Raw genomic sequence first — 15,024 nt, 5'->3', positions numbered from 1 at the left:
TTAATATCACATTATAAAAATTACAATACTATTAATTAGTATAAACGTGTACGCTTAGCATTTTCACGAATTAATTTTTTTATATGTCTCTTTACTGCTGATGCTTTTTCACGTTTACGTATAGTAGTTGGTTTCTCATAAAATTCACGACGACGTGCTTCAGTTAATATTCCTGCTTTTTCGCAAGAACGTTTAAAACGACGCAATGCTACATCAAATGGTTCGTTTTCACGTACTTTAATTATCGGCATTTACCTTGGTGACCTCAGAATTAATTTTAATTACAATGATATTATAAACATTCATATTGATAGATCATTAAAATCGACACAATATATTTTATTTAAATAAATATATATTATAGATCATAATAAAAAAATACACATTAAATAACTTATTAGTATAAAATAAAATAAATTAAAATAATTTGTATTATTACTTAATATATTATCAAATTAGAAGAATTACTTTTATCTTAATTACAATAAAAAGTATACAATTCAGTGTTTATTTATTAAAAATTCTTAGACTGGTAAGTCATATAATAGTGATAAAACTAGTTTATTATAAAATAAGTTTGTTAATTTAATAAATATGATGGGAAATAAATGCGTATTTTAGGTATAGAAACATCTTGTGATGAGACTGGTGTAGCAATTTATGATGATCAAAAAGGCTTATTAGCTAATCAGCTATACAGTCAAGCAAAATTACATTCTAGCTATGGTGGAGTAGTGCCTGAATTAGCTTCTCGAGATCATATTCGCAAAACTATACCTTTAATTAAAAAGGCTTTAAAACAATCTAATTCAACTAGCAAAGATATTGATGCTATTGCTTATACTGCTGGACCAGGGTTAACTGGATCTTTGTTGGTAGGAGCTACAATTGGAAGCTCATTGGCATTTTCCTGGAATATACCAGCTATTCCTATAAATCATATGGAAGGCCATTTACTGTCCCCAATATTAGAAAAAAATAACATTAAAGTTCCTTGTATAGCATTATTAGTATCAGGTGGGCATACTCAATTAATTCATGTGATGTCAATTGGTCAATACAAATTATTAGGAGAATCACTAGATGATGCTGCTGGGGAGGCATTCGATAAAATAGCTAATTTATTAGGTTTAGATTATCCTGGAGGATCTGCATTATCATTAATGGCAAAACATGGACGTGCCAAACGTTTTATATTTCCACGTCCTATGACAGATCGTCCTGGATTAGATTTTAGTTTTTCTGGGTTAAAAACTTTTGTAGCCAATACTATACGTAATAATAATAAAGATAAACAAACATTAGCAGATATTGCTAGGGCATTTGAAGATGCGTTAGTAGACACATTAATTATTAAATGCATACGAGCTTTAAAACAAACTAGTGCTAAAAATTTAATTATAGCTGGTGGGGTTAGTGCAAATAATACATTAAGAATGAAAATGTTAAAATCAATAACAAATTTTGGAGGAACATTATTTTATCCTAAATTAGAATTTTGTACCGATAATGGGGCAATGATAGCATTAGTGGGTATGCTTCGTTTTAAATATGGTACCAAACATAATATAGAGATTACTATCAAAAAATATTGGTCATTAGAAGACTTACCTCCATTAATAATTACATCATAATTAAATTATATTTAACCTACAAAAATTAACAAATTAATAAACAATTATATTATCTATTAAATCTACTAAATATTTTTATATTTTTATTTATCTAACAAGATTTTATTATATTCAAGATGTTAATTATTAATATTTTTAAAATAGTTAACAACTAATTTTTTAAATATATAATAATATGAATAAATTTTTATTTATTTAAAATAATAAATATATATTATTAATAATAATATATATTTATATTAATACTAATGATCTATTTATATAGCGTAATAAATCATTAAATAATAAAATTTAACTATAAAAATTAATCGTTTTACTAAAAATTTATTCTAAATGACAAGTTTTCACAAAAAATAGTAAATGCTTTATATAAAATTATCATTTTAAATATTATTAATCTATATACTTTAATCATAAATAATTAAAAGTATTTTTAATAAATTTAAATTCATATTAATTTTATTTTTTAATTCACAATTATTGTGAATAAATATATCAGTATAATAATCTCTATTAATGTATTTTTGTATTTAATAGATTGTTTTATTATAAATTTTAATAAAATAGTAAAAAATAAATGGACATTATATTTATTGAACAATTAACAGTATTTACAACTATTGGTATATATGATTGGGAACAAATTATCCAACAAAAATTATTAATTGATATTAAAATTGGAAATAACAAAAAAATTACAGTTAAAAATTACTCTAATGGGTATTATTTAGATTATGCTCAAATTAGTAAATTAATAATTAAACATATAGAATCTCAAAAATTTATGTTAATAGAACATGTAGCTCAAAAGATATCTGAAATTATTTTGAATAAATTTGATTGTTCTTGGGTAAAAGTTAAAGTCTGTAAACCAAGCGCAATAGCTAGAGCTAAACAAGTTAGCGTTATTATTAAAAGAACAAAATAATTTAAGAATAAAAATACATTTAAATCGGTAAGATATTTTGTTGTTTTCGCCATTCAGTATATACTTGGATACGTATTTTAATCAGTTTATCTCTAATTTCAATACCTTGCATACCATGTTTTATAAAATGTTTGCTTGATATTTGTTTTAATATTTTAAATGCTTCAATCATAAATTGACCTTGAGAATAAAAAAAATGCTCTCTTCCTAGCCATCCACGGAAATCTGCTTCACAAACTATAGCTAATTGATAAATTCTCTCTGGTTTTCGCCAACAATCTAATTGATCAAATAATTTTACTACAATATCTGGTTTTAATTTATTAATATTATGTATTAATGGATGAAATCTAGCAGCTAACTTAGCTAATTCTTTTATTCTATTAGGAATACGTAATCTAGTACACATAACATCAATTAAAGTATAGACATGAACAAAGAAATTATGATTATCAGAATAATTTTCTTCTTTAGTAAATATTTCACCAAAATCATGACAGAGAACTGCAAAACGTATTTCAATATCATTAGTTAATGAAGCTGCTATTTTTAAAGCAAAAAGTGTATGCAAACCAACATCTATTTTGGATATAAATCCTGTTACTTTTGATATGCCAAATAATTTATTAATTTCAGGAAAAATAATATTTAAGGCACCACAATCATACAAAACTTGAAAATAAATTTCAGGAGAAGATGATTGTAATGCTTTTTCAGTTTCTTCCCATATTCTTTCTGCACTAATTTCATTAATTTCATAATTTAAAATAATTTTTTTCATCAATAATTTTGTTTCATTAGCAATAGTAAAATTTTGGGGAGCTAACCGAGCTGCGAATCTTGCAACACGGAATATTCGTAATGGATCTTCTATAAAAGCGTATGAAACATGACGTAATATACGATTTTTTATGTCATCTTTACCATTAAATGGATCAATTAATCTGCCATCCTTAGATTGAGCAATAGCGTTAATAGTAAGATCTCTACGCAAAAGATCTTCTTCTATTGTAACATATTGGTTAGTACAAAAAGAAAAACCGATATGGCCTATACCACTCTTCCTTTCTGTACGAGCTAAAGCATATTCTTCACGTGTTTGAGAATGGAGAAAAACTGGAAAATCTTTACCTATCTGTTGAAAACCTAATTTTATCAAATCATTCTTAGTGGCTCCAACAACTACCCAATCACGATCAGAAATAGGCAATCCTAATAATTGATCTCTCACTGCACCACCAACAAGATAAATTTGCATACTCTTATCTTTAAATGATTATATTTCAAATAATAATTTGATTACATTTATACAAATAAAACAATGTGCTTTATTTATTAATAATTATTATAAATATTAAAAATAAAATAATATTTGTAAAATTTTACATCATTTCTAAGCATCTAAATAAAGAACTTTATTTTTTTTATTTTATTATACTATATATCGATAATATAATAAGAAAAAATTTAAAAGTAATTATAACTTTATTTTATATTTCTAGATAAAATAGTTAATATAAAAATTATTTTTATTAACTGTAACACATTAATATAATAAATATTATTAATTATTATCAAATATTAAATTTTTTATAAAAACTTTTCACTATAAAAAATAATAATTATAAAACTATAATTAATCTTTTATTTATTTTTACTAAAAATCAACGTAATAATATATTTTTAATAGGAATAAAAATGAAAATTAAACTACCTAATTTTAAAAAATCTAATATTCTAGTAATCGGTGATGTTATGTTAGATCGTTATTGGTATGGATTAACTAATAGAATTTCACCAGAAGCTCCTGTTCCAATAGTAAAAATAAAAATGAAAGAAGATAGTCCTGGAGGTGCAGCTAATGTCGCAATGAATATTGCCAGTTTAGGAACTAAAGTACATCTCATAGGACTAACTGGTATTGACAATGAATCTGTAATATTAACAGAAAAACTTAATAAAGCTAATGTAGTTTGCGATTTTATCAATTTATCAACTCATCCTACTATTACTAAACTAAGAATTCTATCACATAATCAACAAATGATCAGGATTGATTTTGAAGAAGATTTTAGTAGCATCGATACAAATCCAATATTAGAACACATTAAATCAATATTACCACTTTTTGGAGCGCTTGTATTATCTGATTATGGCAAGGGGGCATTAACACAAATTTCAAAAATCATTGAATTAGGAAATCAAGCAAAAATACCAATACTCGTTGATCCAAAAGGTAATAATTTTAATTATTATCGTAAGGCTACTTTATTAACACCTAATATATTTGAATTTGAATCTATTGTAGGCAAATGTATTAATAATATTGATATTGAAAAAAAAGGAATGAAATTAATTAATTTATTGAAACTTAAAGGGTTATTAATTACTAGATCAGAACTAGGTATGACATTATTGCAATATGAAAAATCTCCATTACATTTACCGACACAAGCAAAAGAAGTATATGATGTCACTGGGGCAGGTGATACTGTGATTGGCGTTTTAGCTGCATCATTAGCTTCTGGATTAGATATTCATCAAGCTTCTTTATTAGCTAATACTGCTGCTGGAATTGTGGTTGGAAAATTAGGTACTTCAACAATATCAAAGATTGAACTTAAAAATGCTATTGATGATCAAAATAATAATAATTTTGGTTTAATGGATGAAAAGCAATTAAAATATGCAGTTAAAAATGCACGTTCTCGTGGTGAAAAAATTGTTATGACTAATGGTTGTTTTGATATATTACATGCAGGACATGTGATATATTTAGCTAAGGCACATAAATTAGGAGATCGATTAATTGTTGCTATAAATAGTGATGCATCAATAAAAAGGCTAAAAGGAAATAACCGTCCAATTAATCCATTAATACAGCGTATGATTGTGTTAGGATCTCTAAGTTCAGTAGATTGGGTGGTATCTTTTGAAGAGGACAATCCTCAACGTATAATAAGTGAAATATTACCAGATGTATTAGTGAAAGGTGGCGATTACAAACCAGAAGATATTATTGGTAGCAAAGAAGTTTTAGCTGCAGGTGGAGATGTTAGAATATTTAATTCTGATCAAAAAATATCTACAACAAAGATTATTGATACTATTATTAAAAATAATTAATTTTATTTTTTGTTATTAGATAACAATATTTTTTTTAATTCCTCTATTCTTGTTTCCATTTGAATTATTTTTTTATGATTTTTAAATAAGATTTTCATTTGAATATCAAATTCTTTACGTGAAATTAAATCTAATTTTTCTAATTGATATTGCAATATTTCAAATAATTTTTGATTAAAATTATCACTAATAGTAAATATAATTTTTGAAACAATATTTTTGATATTACAAAAAATTTGTTTAATATTTTTATTATCATCCATTATTATTCTCTATCTAATTAAAACAAAAATATTTTTGTATTATAAATATTAAAAATAATTAATTTTATTTATAAATAATTAAAACTAATCAAAAATATTAAAATAATAAATGATCAATCATAAGATTACCAATCTTGTAATTATAATATTAGCCATCATAAACTATTATAAATTTTTATTGCAAATATTATTTAATTATTAATAGTTGAATAACATATCACAAACAAAATAAAATAAATAATTATATAAATTATTATAACAATTTATATAAAATTTATTACATAATGGATAAAACAATAAAAACTATAATTTATAGAATAATCTTATAAAAAATATTAATAAAAATAATAATATATTTAATTATAAATTATTTATTAAATTTTATTTAAATAAAATATTTCAGTATATTATTTTTTTATGATGAGGTGTTTAAAATGAATCAATTATTACTTTCAATATACGGCAATTCTATTGTACGTATAGAACGAGCTATAGAAGCATTGTATCAGAAAAAAGGTGTTATCATACTTGACGATAAAGAACGTGAAAATGAGGGTGATATTATTTTTGCAGCTGAAACTATGACAGTTGAACAAATGGCATTAACGATAAGATATGGTAGTGGTATTGTCTGTCTTTCTATAACAGAAGAGCATCGTAAAAAATTAGAATTACCAATGATGGTTGAAGAAAATACTAGTCAATTTAAAACTCAATTTACTATCACTATAGAAGCATCAAGAGGAGTCACAACAGGTGTATCGGCTAGTGATCGTATAGTAACTATACGTACAGCAATTGCAGATGATGTAAAACCTACTGATCTTAATCGCCCTGGCCATGTCTTTCCTTTAAGAGCACAAGAAGGAGGTGTATTGATACGTCGGGGGCATACTGAGGCTACTATTGATTTAGTTACTTTGGCTGGATTTAAGCCGGCTGGGGTTTTATGTGAATTAACAAATGATAATGGTAGTATGGCTAGACTTCCAGAAGTTCTTATTTTTGCTAAAAAATATAATATACCAGTGATAACTATCAATGATCTAGTTAAATACAAAAAAAATTTATCTAAAAATAGATTAAATATTTAAAAAAATTTTACATACATTTAATCTAATAAAAAATAGTAGTATCTTACTAAAAAAAATTATTTAATAAAATGTTTATATTAATTTTTCTAAATATAAATAATTTTATTGAATGAATAATATGAACTAACTAATTATTATTAACTGCTGTTTTTATAGTTAATTTTATTAGTCAGAAATATTCATAATATATCAATATATAATTATGTATAATATAACTATATATTAATTAATTGTTTTATTAAAATGAGTTAAATTATAAAAAATAAATTTATGCTAACTATATTATTTAATTTAAAATTATTATTTTGTAACACTTTAAATAGGAAAATAAAACTAAGAAAAGTTTAATTAAGGTATATAAAATTAATAAATATTTTTTATAAAAATAACAATAATTTATAATTATACTATTTTTTATATCTACAAAGAAAATAATTAACATACATAGTTAATAATAAAACAACCATGATAATTATCAATGAAGTAGTAGTAGTAATATAAAGTATATCTATTAATAACATTTTTATACCAATAAAAATTAAAATAACAGATAATCCATATTTTATTGTAAAGAAAAATTTCTTAGAAATATTAGATAAAACAAAATACGTTGCACGTAAACCTAAAAGTGCAAATAAATTTGAAGTCAATACAATAAAAGTATCAGTTGTTATTGAAAAAATTGCTGGAATGCTATCTAACGCAAAAATAATGTCACTAATCCCTACTAAAATTAGTACCATTATTAATGGAGTAACAAATATAGTGCCTTGTTGACGAACAAAAAAACTATCACCATGTAAAATAGTTGTCATCGGCAAATGAGCACTAAGCCATCTTATTATAGGTATTTTATCAAAAGATTGATTATATTCTTTCAAAAGAAATAATTTAATGCCGCTAAAACACAAAAAAATACCAAATAAATAAAAAATCCAATGACAATACAGAAATAACCAACTACCGGTAAAAATTATAATAATACGTAATACTACAACACCAAAGATCCCATAAATAAGTATTTTATGTTGCATTTTTATTGAAATTGAAAAATAATTAAATAACATCAGCCAAACAAATACATTATCAACAACTAATGCTTTTTCCAATACATATCCAGTAAGAAAATTCATCACTTGCTGATTAGCAAAAGTTAAGCTTATTGTCTCTTTGAGATAAAAATGCAACCATAAGGAAAATAACAGAGTTAAAATAATACCAACAAAAATGCATATAATATCTTGTTGTACGATTATTTTCTTTTTTTTAAGATAATTCTGTAAAAATATATCAATAAGTAATGAACCAGTAATCATTATAGCAAAATTAAACCATAGTATTGGAGTACCAACTGAATTCATTTAAACTCCTAACATAAAAAATGTTTTTTTAAAAAAACTTAATAATTATTACTAATTTTAGTTTTATATATTTCAACTAAAAATAATTAATATTAATAAAATTTATCTACTAAATAACAAAAATATATTTATAAAATCAAAAACATATTTTTAAAATATAAAATAATTATTTTATATAGTAAGATTACTGATCGACATAATAATATAATAAAAATATAGCTAACTCATTGTTAATTATTTTTTAATTTTAATTAAAAATATCAAATAACAAAATTTATTTAATTAATAATTTTACTATTTAAGATTTAATGATTTTTAATTTCATAAAACCATTAAAGTATTAAAATCTATTATTTACAAATAAATTTAATATTTAATATACTTAAAAATAAATTAATTTAACAGGTGATAATAATTAATTATGAATTGATCAATACAAGATAATAGTATCTAAGGAATAATTTATGAAATCAACTAAAGAACTATTTTTTGCACTTTGGAATCAAGATCATAACATACTAATGAATCCTTCATTAGCATTAAGTATTTATATAATATTGTTTATAATATTAATTTTAGAAAACGGAATATTACCAGCAGCTTTTTTACCTGGCGATAGTTTACTTATTTTAGTTGGTGTTTTAATATCCAAAGGTGTCATGAATTATCCATTAACAATAATTATTTTAACTATAAGTTCTAGTTTAGGCTATTGGATAGCATACCTACAAGGAAAATGGTTAGGAGATAATAAATTTGTAAAATATTGGTTATCTAATTTACCAAAACATTATCAACAACAAGCATATAGATTGTTCCATAATTATGGTTTAGCAGCACTAATTATTGGACGGTTTCTTGCTTTTATCAGGTCAATATTACCTATCATTGCTGGTTTATCAGGATTTCCTAATAAATATTTTCAGTTTTTTAATTGGATTAGTGGATTACTTTGGGTATTTATTTTAACAACTCTTGGTTATCTATTTGGTAATAGTTTATTCTTTCAATATTATGAAAAAAAAATAATGAACATCTTAGTACTGCTACCAATTATTTTATTTTTTATTGGTTTTATAGGTACATTGATAGTAATAATAAAAAAAAGATTAAAAAATCATGATACATAAAAATATAAAATATAAATCTCACTCATATTTTTGTCATCCTTATTAAGAATAAGTATGATAATTTTCTAAAATTATAAAGTATATAAATATAAATTTTATAACAAATAACAACCATAAAATTAATTAATATAAATATATACTTAAATATTTATCTAATATTAATGAATAAATTCTGTTTTTTTATAAAAATTATTTATTATAAAAAATTTACAACTTATAATTAATAAGTAAATAATTTTATTTACAAATATTCATTAATTACATATATATTCTCTGAATATTAACTAATTAAAGTTTTTAACTTTTAGAGTTAGCCTATAAGCCGGGTTCTGTCGTGGACAACCATTCATCTAGATCAATAATTACGTATTGACTCAAGCAGCCTACCCGAGTTCTATGCGGGCCACATTATATGAACTCCTATTTGGCCTTGCTCCAGGTGGCATTTACCTTGCCACAAACTGTTACCAGTTGTGCGGTGCGCTCTTACCGCACCTTTTCACCCTTACATATACTTTTATAATATTAGCGGTTTATTTTCTGTTGCATTAACGTAGGCTTACACCTCCCAGATGTTATCTGGCACCTTACCCTATGGAGCCCGGACTTTCCTCTCCTTTATTACTAAGTATAATTGTTATTAATAATAGTAAAGCAGCGGTTGTCTAGCTAACTCTAATAAATATATTAATTTAATTAAATTAATATAAATTTCTAAAATCTAAAGATATGTAAAATTAAATATTTTTTAAAAATTATAATTTATTGTTCAAGTGCATATTTATATAAATAATTTTTTTTTATTCCATAAATTTTTGCTGTAATAACTATAGACTGCTTAAAAGATAATGATTGTTGTAATAATGCTAATGTTTTTTTTACATCATTAGAAATAGCTTTATGATTTTTTTTTGATATTTTATATCCTTCAACAACTAAAACTATTTCACCACGATAACGATTTTTATTAAACTTTATCCATTCAAGTAATTCTCCAACAGGTAATCCATGAATAGATTCCCATATTTTTGTTAATTCTCTAGCTAATACTACATAACGATCTACACCTAAAATAAATACCATATCTAATAATGTATCTAATAAACGATGTGGTGATTCAAAAAAAATAAGTGTTCTAGGTTCCTCAATTAATTTACGTAGTAGACTCTGTCTATTTTTCTTTTTTGCTGGTAAAAATCCTTCAAAACAAAAACGATTTACAGCTAAACCTGATGAAGAAAGAGCTGTGATTGCAGCACAAGGACCAGGTAAAGGCACGACACGTATGCCAGCTAACCTACAATATTTTACTAAAAAATAACCTGGATCATTAATCAAAGGTGTTCCTGAGTTAGAAACTAATGCTATATTCTTTCCATCTTTTATTTGAGAAATTATTTGATATGTTTTTTGATGTTCATTATGAATATGTAAAGATATCATACCAGTGTTGATATCAAAATGCCGTAATAATAAACTAGTATGTCTTGTATCTTCTGCAGCAATAAGATCGACTTCATTTAACACTTTTAATGCACGTAAGGTTATATCATCTAAATTGCCAATAGGTGTTGGTACAACATATAACATTAATTCTTACCTTAAATATTTATTTTAAATAACTTATTAATTTTTAAAATATTATATTTTATCAACTTAAAATAACAATATTATTTCAATAACAGAAAAATGTAATTTTTTTTGCATTTTTAAAAATAATTAATTTTTTATAAAAAAATAGCTTAAATTTATGAAATCCATATTTTATTGATATCAATCAAAGATAAACTAAAAAATTATAATTAATTAAAATTTGAAAATTTAAAGAAAATATTTATATAAAAATCCATTATAAATAATCTTAAGTATATTTAATATCTTATTAATAACATTTAAATAAAATTTCTAATTATTAATATTTATTTTAATTAAGAAATTTTATAACCCTTATATTATCAATTTAATATACAATGTAATTGTATATTAATAATAAAATTAAAAATCAATTAATATAGTAAAATTACTTGTTTTTTTATGATAATTACATAAAACTTATAATTTATAATCAAAATTATTTTATAAAAAATATAATTAAGGAGTAATAATGAAAATTTTTCCTATTATTACCATGATATATAGTATTTTTTTATTACAAGGATGCTTTGGTGCTTTTATAATTGGATCAGTAGCACTTATTACAAAAAGTGCTACTGATCCAAGAAGTATAAATCAACAAGCTAATGATATAACATTAGAAGCGCAAGTAAATTCTGTTATTAATAAAGATCAGTACATTAGACATCATGCGCGTATTATTGTTACTGCTTATTCAGGCAATATATTACTTATAGGACAAACAGATGATTTTACTTTAGCTGAAAGAGCAAAAAAAATAGCTACAAAAATAATAGGAGTTAAAAACGTTTATAATGAAATACATCAAAAAATGCCTATTAATCTTTATACTGCTATTAAAGATACATGGATAACAACCAAAGTAAAAATGCTTATTTTTATTAATGATTCTATTCAATCATCTTCTATTAAAGTTCTTACAGAAGATGGGGAAGTTTTCTTACTAGGTATTTTACCTAAACAAGAAGGAAAAATAGCAGCAAAAATTGCTAGTAAAATCTATGGCGTTAAACGAGTTGTTACAGCATTTAGCTATCTTAATTAAGATATAGCTTAATGTTAATGTTTATACAATTTATTATTTATTTAATAATACTGCTAGTTAAACTAACTATAAAAAATAAATTAAAATAAAATATATTTCATAATAAAAGAATATTTAAATTTAAAATTTATCTAGCAAATTTTTTCTCTTATACATACTCAATATGTATACATGTAATTATGTATGCATGCAATTTTATATCTGTCTTTATATTAGATAGATGTAATAAAAATTCTTTTAAGTAAAATTACAGTGAAATTCAATATTTCTCTGTAATATTGTTTACAAATTTTATTGAAGTTTTATGATTACTTCTATAATTATATAGTAAAATTATTGTAACCCTTTATTTGCTAATTTATATTTAACCTATGCGCATATCGCGCTCTGCATCAGTTAACGATGCAAGAAAAGAATTTCTTTCAAATACACGTTCCATATAAGAATAAATACCCTCAGTTTCTTTTACTTTTGGTATGTGTACATGCCAATACGGCAAACGCCATAAAAGTGGTGCTAAATAACAATCAACTAAACTAAATTCTTCACTCATAAAAAATGGCATTTCTTTAAAAATTGCTGATATTGATATCAATTCATCTTTTAACTTCTTACGAGCATCGTTAGCTTGAGGATCTTTATTTTTAATCTTATATGTCAAAGAATACCAATCTTTTTCTATTCTATGTATCATCAAACGATTGCTACCACGAGCTACAGGATAAACTGGCATTAACGATGGATGAGGAAACCGTTCCTCAAGATATTCCATAACAACACGTGAATCGTATAATGTTAATTCTCTATCAACTAATGTAGGTATGGTTTTATAGGGATTTAGATCAATCAAATCTTTAGGTAAATGACTTGCTTCTACATTCTCAATTTCGACACTCACTCCCTTTTCTGCCAATACAATTCTAACTTGATGGCTAAAGATATCAGTTTGGCCAGAAAACAGTGTCATTACTGAACGTTTATTAGCAGCGACAGTCATGAAAAACCTCCAAAATTTTTTACAAAAATAAAAATATCAACATCATATAACCAATTTTGGCAATTTTGTATGTTTTAAAGTTTATGTAAACCAAAGTAACTTAGTTTAAATTAAAATGTATAAATTAATATTAAATAAAATATATATTTTTACTAAAAAATTTTGACGCTAATAATAAATTTAAAAAGTTATTTAATAACTATAATATATTAAAACTAAAAAATAGTTATTTAGCGTATTATTGCTAATAATTAATTAACGTTTAGAATATTGTGGACGTCGACGAGCTTTACGTCTACCTACTTTTTTACGTTCAACAGAACGGCTATCACGGGTAACAAATCCAGCTGTACGTAATAAAGAACGCAAAGTGTTATCATATTCAATCAAAGCACGAGTAATACCATGTCGGATAGCTCCTGCCTGACCAGAAATCCCTCCACCTTTAACAGTTATGTATAAATCCATTTTTTGCAATAAATTTACTAATTCTAATGGTTGAAGAACAACCATACGAGCTGTTTTTCGACAAAAATACTCCTCTAAACTAAGTTTATTAATGGTAATATTACCCTTACCTGCTTTCATGAATACACGTGCAGAAGAACTTTTACGGCGACCGGTACCGTAGTATTGATTTTCAGCCATTATACTATATCCATACATATTAAATGTCAAGAAATTGCGGTTGCTGTGCCGCGTGATTATGATCACTACCCTGATAAACTTTCATTTTGCGATACATAGCACGACCAAGAGATCCTTTAGGTAACATACCCTTTACAGCAATTTCAATTACACGTTCAGGATTATCTGTAATCATTTTTTCAAAACTTATCTGTTTTATACCACCTGTATAACCAGTATAACGGTAGTATATTTTACTCTTACGTTTATTACCAGAAAGAAAAATATTATTTATATTAATAACAATTATATAATCACCAATATCCACATGTGGAGTATATTCCACTTTATGTTTACCCTGTAAAATACGAGCAATCTGAGTTGCTAGTCTTCCTAAAGTTTTTCCATATGCATCAACAACGAACCAGTTACGGTTTACGATTTCTGATTTAACTGTAAAAGTTTTCATTCATCTTATCCATATTTTAAAATTTTAGAAAAATAATTTATATTAAAATAATTTTATATTTATAATTAAATATTATATTAATTTCTGTTATTATAAATCAACAAAAATAACAGTGTTTAATACAAAAATACTTAATAAAAAATTTTATTATATTAAATTATAAATTTTATTATATTAAATTATAATTACAACTTACAACTTGATAATTAATTATCATACCATTCAACTATAATACATTACACTTAAATATAATGAAATGGTATTAATAACAATAATAATATATTTTAAAAATATCAATTTAAGCTTTTATATTAAAATATATTTTATTATACTTAAGTTGTTGTTATGTAATTATAAAGATATCATTTATAATGATTTATTATTTTTTATAATTAATAATTTTAATTATAAAGCTGATATTGATATAATGCAATCATATATTATAATATCAGCATTTATATTATGAATAATAAATATATATTTTTTTTATAATATAAATTTATCGTTAAACTTGATTCATAATTATCAAGTAAAAATATCTTTAATATAAAACTAACATTAAGTCATATATTAATTTAAAAAAATAAAATCTCAATTTTTTAAAAATCTAAGTTAGCATATTAAATTAATATATTTAAAATAAAAAAATACTGAATTAATTTCAATAGTTATAAAATCTATTTTTATTGTTATCAACACTTAACTTTAACTATTA

Annotated in this window: 14 protein-coding genes and 1 other RNA gene; 6 read left to right on the top strand and 9 right to left on the bottom strand. The window is 23.5% G+C overall.

What is annotated here, in order from left to right:
- Positions 1-35: 35 nt before the first annotated feature.
- Entirely contained in the window at positions 36-251 is a 216-nt protein-coding gene (rpsU, locus tag AUT07_RS02265) for a 30S ribosomal protein S21 (protein ID WP_066283644.1), read from the bottom strand.
- A 357-nt stretch (positions 252-608) separates the two neighbouring features.
- Between rpsU and tsaD the strand changes: the two genes are divergently transcribed.
- Together tsaD and AUT07_RS02255 are read left to right on the top strand one after the other, a co-directional pair.
- Positions 609-1,634, top strand: coding sequence for a tRNA (adenosine(37)-N6)-threonylcarbamoyltransferase complex transferase subunit TsaD (gene tsaD / locus AUT07_RS02260; protein ID WP_066283638.1), 1,026 nt, complete (start codon positions 609-611; stop codon positions 1,632-1,634).
- A gap of 577 nt (positions 1,635-2,211) precedes the next feature.
- A complete protein-coding gene (locus tag AUT07_RS02255) occupies positions 2,212-2,562 on the top strand; it encodes a FolB domain-containing protein (RefSeq protein WP_066283635.1) in 351 nt (116 codons plus the stop codon).
- A gap of 19 nt (positions 2,563-2,581) precedes the next feature.
- Here the strand turns inward: AUT07_RS02255 and AUT07_RS02250 are convergent, their stop codons facing one another.
- Positions 2,582-3,820 carry a multifunctional CCA addition/repair protein gene (locus tag AUT07_RS02250; protein ID WP_066283634.1) on the bottom strand — a complete coding sequence of 413 codons (1,239 nt, stop codon included), beginning with the start codon at positions 3,818-3,820 and terminating at the stop codon, positions 2,582-2,584.
- A 440-nt stretch (positions 3,821-4,260) separates the two neighbouring features.
- Here AUT07_RS02250 and hldE point away from each other — a divergent pair, with 440 nt between their 5' ends.
- On the top strand, positions 4,261-5,688 hold the full coding sequence (gene hldE / locus AUT07_RS02245; RefSeq protein WP_066283626.1) for a bifunctional D-glycero-beta-D-manno-heptose-7-phosphate kinase/D-glycero-beta-D-manno-heptose 1-phosphate adenylyltransferase HldE: 1,428 nt from the start codon (positions 4,261-4,263) through the stop codon (positions 5,686-5,688).
- A gap of 2 nt (positions 5,689-5,690) precedes the next feature.
- Here the strand turns inward: hldE and AUT07_RS02240 are convergent, their stop codons facing one another.
- Positions 5,691-5,951, bottom strand: coding sequence for an accessory factor UbiK family protein (locus AUT07_RS02240; protein WP_066283623.1), 261 nt, complete (start codon positions 5,949-5,951; stop codon positions 5,691-5,693).
- A gap of 434 nt (positions 5,952-6,385) precedes the next feature.
- On the opposite strand from AUT07_RS02240, the gene ribB reads away from it, so the two are divergent.
- A complete protein-coding gene (ribB, locus tag AUT07_RS02235; RefSeq protein ID WP_066283620.1) occupies positions 6,386-7,045 on the top strand; it encodes a 3,4-dihydroxy-2-butanone-4-phosphate synthase in 660 nt (219 codons plus the stop codon).
- Between the two features lie 407 nt (positions 7,046-7,452).
- On the opposite strand, the gene AUT07_RS02230 is transcribed toward ribB, so the two are convergent.
- Positions 7,453-8,406 carry a TerC/Alx family metal homeostasis membrane protein gene (locus tag AUT07_RS02230; protein ID WP_066283618.1) on the bottom strand — a complete coding sequence of 318 codons (954 nt, stop codon included), beginning with the start codon at positions 8,404-8,406 and terminating at the stop codon, positions 7,453-7,455.
- A gap of 464 nt (positions 8,407-8,870) precedes the next feature.
- Here AUT07_RS02230 and AUT07_RS02225 point away from each other — a divergent pair, with 464 nt between their 5' ends.
- The gene (locus tag AUT07_RS02225; protein WP_066283616.1) at positions 8,871-9,536 is read left to right on the top strand and encodes a DedA family protein; all 666 of its coding nucleotides are present in this window, start codon (positions 8,871-8,873) and stop codon (positions 9,534-9,536) included.
- A 302-nt stretch (positions 9,537-9,838) separates the two neighbouring features.
- On the opposite strand, the gene rnpB is transcribed toward AUT07_RS02225, so the two are convergent.
- Positions 9,839-10,213, bottom strand: an RNA gene (gene rnpB, locus AUT07_RS02220) — RNase P RNA component class A.
- An 85-nt stretch (positions 10,214-10,298) separates the two neighbouring features.
- Positions 10,299-11,126: a 16S rRNA (cytidine(1402)-2'-O)-methyltransferase gene (gene rsmI, locus AUT07_RS02215; protein WP_066283614.1), complete on the bottom strand. Its 828-nt coding sequence runs from the start codon at positions 11,124-11,126 to the stop codon at positions 10,299-10,301.
- 514 nt (positions 11,127-11,640) lie between these two features.
- Between rsmI and dolP the strand changes: the two genes are divergently transcribed.
- The gene (gene dolP, locus AUT07_RS02210) at positions 11,641-12,216 is read left to right on the top strand and encodes a division/outer membrane stress-associated lipid-binding lipoprotein (RefSeq protein ID WP_066283611.1); all 576 of its coding nucleotides are present in this window, start codon (positions 11,641-11,643) and stop codon (positions 12,214-12,216) included.
- Positions 12,217-12,580: 364 nt separating this feature from the next.
- Here dolP and sspA read toward each other — a convergent pair whose 3' ends face one another.
- The 3 genes from sspA to rplM form a co-directional block, all read right to left on the bottom strand.
- On the bottom strand, positions 12,581-13,213 hold the full coding sequence (gene sspA / locus AUT07_RS02205; protein ID WP_066283610.1) for a stringent starvation protein SspA: 633 nt from the start codon (positions 13,211-13,213) through the stop codon (positions 12,581-12,583).
- Positions 13,214-13,468: 255 nt separating this feature from the next.
- Positions 13,469-13,861 carry a 30S ribosomal protein S9 gene (rpsI, locus tag AUT07_RS02200; protein ID WP_066283608.1) on the bottom strand — a complete coding sequence of 131 codons (393 nt, stop codon included), beginning with the start codon at positions 13,859-13,861 and terminating at the stop codon, positions 13,469-13,471.
- A gap of 19 nt (positions 13,862-13,880) precedes the next feature.
- Positions 13,881-14,309: a 50S ribosomal protein L13 gene (gene rplM / locus AUT07_RS02195; RefSeq protein WP_066283606.1), complete on the bottom strand. Its 429-nt coding sequence runs from the start codon at positions 14,307-14,309 to the stop codon at positions 13,881-13,883.
- Positions 14,310-15,024 lie beyond the last annotated feature (715 nt).

The organism is Candidatus Arsenophonus lipoptenae (assembly GCF_001534665.1).
GTDB lineage: Bacteria > Pseudomonadota > Gammaproteobacteria > Enterobacterales > Enterobacteriaceae > Arsenophonus > Arsenophonus lipoptenae.
Note: the sequence above shows the minus strand (reverse complement) of the source record. Positions and strands in the feature narration are given on the sequence as shown.